At 47.8% G+C, this 3704-nt stretch carries 1 protein-coding gene; it reads left to right on the forward strand.

Annotated features, from left to right (window positions below; genetic code table 11):
* A partial coding sequence (locus tag E0698_RS26050) for a condensation domain-containing protein (RefSeq protein WP_192513404.1) occupies positions 1-3704 on the forward strand: 3704 nt, incomplete at both ends.

Consider the following 3704-nt stretch of genomic DNA (forward strand, 5'->3'; position numbering starts at 1 on the left):
TCGGGAACGACGGGGAACGCCAAAGGCGTGATGATCGAGCAGCGTCATTACGTAAATACGGCGTGGGGCTATAGAGAGGCTCACCAGTTAAAAGAGTTTCAGGTCAAGCTCCTTCAGATTGCCAGTATGTCATTCGATGTCTTTGCCGGTGATCTGGCCAAGACATTCGTAAACGGAGGCACCATGGTCATTTGCCCGCAGGATGTACGTAACGATCCTCCGGCCTTGGCCAAAGTACTTGAACAGCACGAAATTACGACGTTTGAAGTTCCGCCTGCCTTATTAACGTTACTTATGGACTATGTGTATGAACACGGTACAGATATCAGCGCTATGAAGCTGCTTACTACAGGAGCAGACAGTTTTGGTATTGAAAATTACCGCACGCTTTTAAATCGCTTTGGCGATAAGATGCGCATCATGAATACCTACGGTGTGACCGAAGCGGCCATTGATTCCAGTTTTTACGAAGAAACGGCGGAACGCCTGCCTCCATCCGGTATCGTCCCGATTGGAAAGGCACTGCCGAACCATAAAGTATATATCGTAGATGAAGCTTTGCGTCCGCTACCCATCGGCGTAGCCGGTGAGTTGTGCTTAGGAGGCGCTTCTGTAGCTCGCGGCTACCTGAACCGTCCTGACCTGACGGCGGAAAAATTTGTACCGAATCCTTTTGTGAGTGGAGAGCGTCTGTACCGCACCGGAGATCTGGCACGCTGGTTGCCGGATGGCAACATTGATTTCATTGGCCGGGTTGACTTTCAGGTGAAGATTCGTGGATACCGGATTGAGCTGGGTGAGGTAGAGACGCATATGTTGAGGATGGAGGCCGTGCAGGAGGCCGTCGTGCTGGCGCATTTGGACGAGCATGGACAAAACCAACTGGTCGCCTACTATGTAGCTAAATGGGAAGTGAGTATGGGGGAGTTGCGTAGCTATCTGGGCCAAAAGCTTCCAAACCACATGGTGCCTTCGTATTTCGTACAGCTGGTGCAGTTTCCGCTGACACCGAATGGAAAAATCGATCGGAAGGCGCTGCCAGCACCGGAAGGTAATTTACAAAGAGAGACAGAATATATTGCCCCACGGACGTGGTTGGAAGCGAAACTATCGGTAATCTGGCAGGACGTGTTGGGTTTGATACAGGTCGGCGTGAAGGAAAACTTCTTTGAAATTGGCGGACACTCTCTACGGGCGATGACGTTGGTCTTGAGGATTTACAAAGAATTGAACAAACCAATTCCTCTACGTAGCATTTTTGACGCACCGACGATTGAACAGCTGGCAGTGGTGATTGAAAATCTGAATGAGGTGGCGTATGCATCTATTTTAGTGGCGGAAGAGCGTCCCTTTTATACATTGTCTTCTGCACAAAAACGAATGTATATATTGCATCGGATTGATCCGGGTGATGTGAGCTATAACATGCCCGCAGTACTCCAGGTGAGCGGACCGCTGGATGTAAGACGGGTGGAGGCAGCATTTCGGCAGTTGATCTCACGCCACGAGGCCTTCCGCACGAGTTTTGAAATGGTGAACAATGAGCCTGTGCAGCGGATTCAGGAAAGGGTACCTTTCGAGGTGGAGTACGCCAAGGTACAGGAAAAACAGGCAGGGACAGACGCACTTGCATTTGAGACGGAAATAGAAAAATTGGTTAGCAATTTTGTAAATCCATTCGATCTGCAAGCTGCTCCACTGTTACGGGTAGCCTTACTGGATCTTAACGGAGAGGGGACAGAAGAAACACAGCATCTGCTAATGATCGACATGCACCACATTATCTCGGACGGTGTGTCGACGAGTGTGTTGACCCGGGAATTTGTTCGCTTATATAGCGGTGAGAAGTTACCTCCGCTACGGATCCAATACAAAGACTATGCCGTATGGCAGCAAAGTGAAGCGCAAAAGGATTGGATGAAACGTCAGGAAGCATATTGGCTGGATACCTTCCGGAGTGAGTTACCCGTACTGAATCTGCCAACTGATTTTGCCCGTCCGGCAGTACGAAGTACGGCAGGAGATACAGTGGTATTCAAACTGGAACGCGAAGTCAGCGAGCGCTTGAAAGAGCTGGCGGCGCAGACAGGTTCAACGCTGTACATGGTGCTACTTGCAGCCTATACAGCACTGCTGCATCAGTATACTGGACAGGAAGATATCATTGTCGGGACTCCGATTGCGGGACGACCGCATGCCGATCTGGAGCCGATCATCGGGATGTTTGTTGGCACACTGGCAATGCGCAATTATCCAACCGCTAAGCAAACGTTCCGAAGCTATGTGGAAGACGTGAAAACCCAAGCTTTGCAAGCCTACGAGCATCAGGATTATCCATTTGAAGAACTGGTGGACAAGCTAAATGTGAAACGGGATATGGGCCGTAATCCGTTGTTCGACACTATGTTTATACTGCAAAATACCGAAGAAGGCGAGCTGAAACTGGAGGATATCCGTTTCCGTCCATACGACATGGAGCAGGCTCCGGTGAAATTTGACTTAATGCTGGAAGCGAGCGAGGAAGAAGAAGGTATTCGGTTCGAATTGCAGTATGCAACATCATTGTATGAGCGGAAAACGATTGAACAGATTACGCGTCATTTTATACAGTTGTCTGAGGCTATTGTGGTGAATCCTGATATAAAACTGGGGGAGCTGGAATGGATCACAGAGGTAGAAACAGTGCATGTGCTGAGAGTGCATCAAGAGCGTCAGAAAGCTTCGCGTTACTGGAGCGCATATCTAGACGGGTATGAAGAAGCTTGCTGTTTGCCACAGGCTAAAACTCAGAGTAGAGCAGAGTGTCAAACGGAGCATTTTAACGTAGCTTTAAGTCCGAGTCTGATGAGCGGGATTCAGCGAATCTCCAACCGCTATCAGGTGAATCAGAGCACGCTGATTCAGACGGTGTGGGGCATTTTGCTTCAAAAATATAACGACACGGATGATGTAGTGTTTGGTAGTACGCTTTCCGGAAATGAGGGTGATATTCCAAATAAGGAGCGTATGTTCAGCTTGATTTTGAATACACTCCCTGTACGTATTACCAGTAGTGAGAACAACTCGTTCTGGGAAGTAATGAAACAAACCCAGAAGCAATCAGTGGCTTCTAGTAAATATGATGCTTTTTCACTGTATGAAATTCAGAAACTCTCAGAACTTAAGCAAAATTTAATTAATCATATACTCATTTTTGAAAATGACTGGGTGGAGGAACAGTCTGGGCAACTGGGTGATGATATAGAGTCCCACTTTAGCATTACGGGGGTTGAGTCGGTCGAACAGTCCAACTATGATTTTAACCTGGTGGTTTTGTCAGGGAAAAAGACCCGAATGAGCTTTAGTTACAACGCACTTGTGTTTGATCGAGAAAGTATAAAGCAAATTTATGGACACTTGGTGCACCTACTAGAACAAGTTGTGGTTAACCCGGGCATTCAAGTGCATGAAATGAAAGCGATGACCGAACAGGAGTGCAAGCAAATCCTTGCTGGTTGTGGAGATATGGCAATAGAATATCCAAATAAACAGACGATTCACGGTTTGTTCGAAGCTCAAGTTTTACAAACACCAGAGCAAGTAGCGCTATTTTTCGAAGGGGAGCAGTTGACATACCTAGAGATGAATGAACGCGCTAACTCACTGGCACGGGTACTTCAAGCGCACGGTGTAGGACCCGACAAGCTGGTTGGCCTGATGGTACA

It is taken from the genome of Paenibacillus sp. 23TSA30-6 (genome assembly GCF_014858585.1).
In the GTDB taxonomy this organism is placed as follows: Bacteria; Bacillota; Bacilli; order Paenibacillales; family Paenibacillaceae; genus Paenibacillus.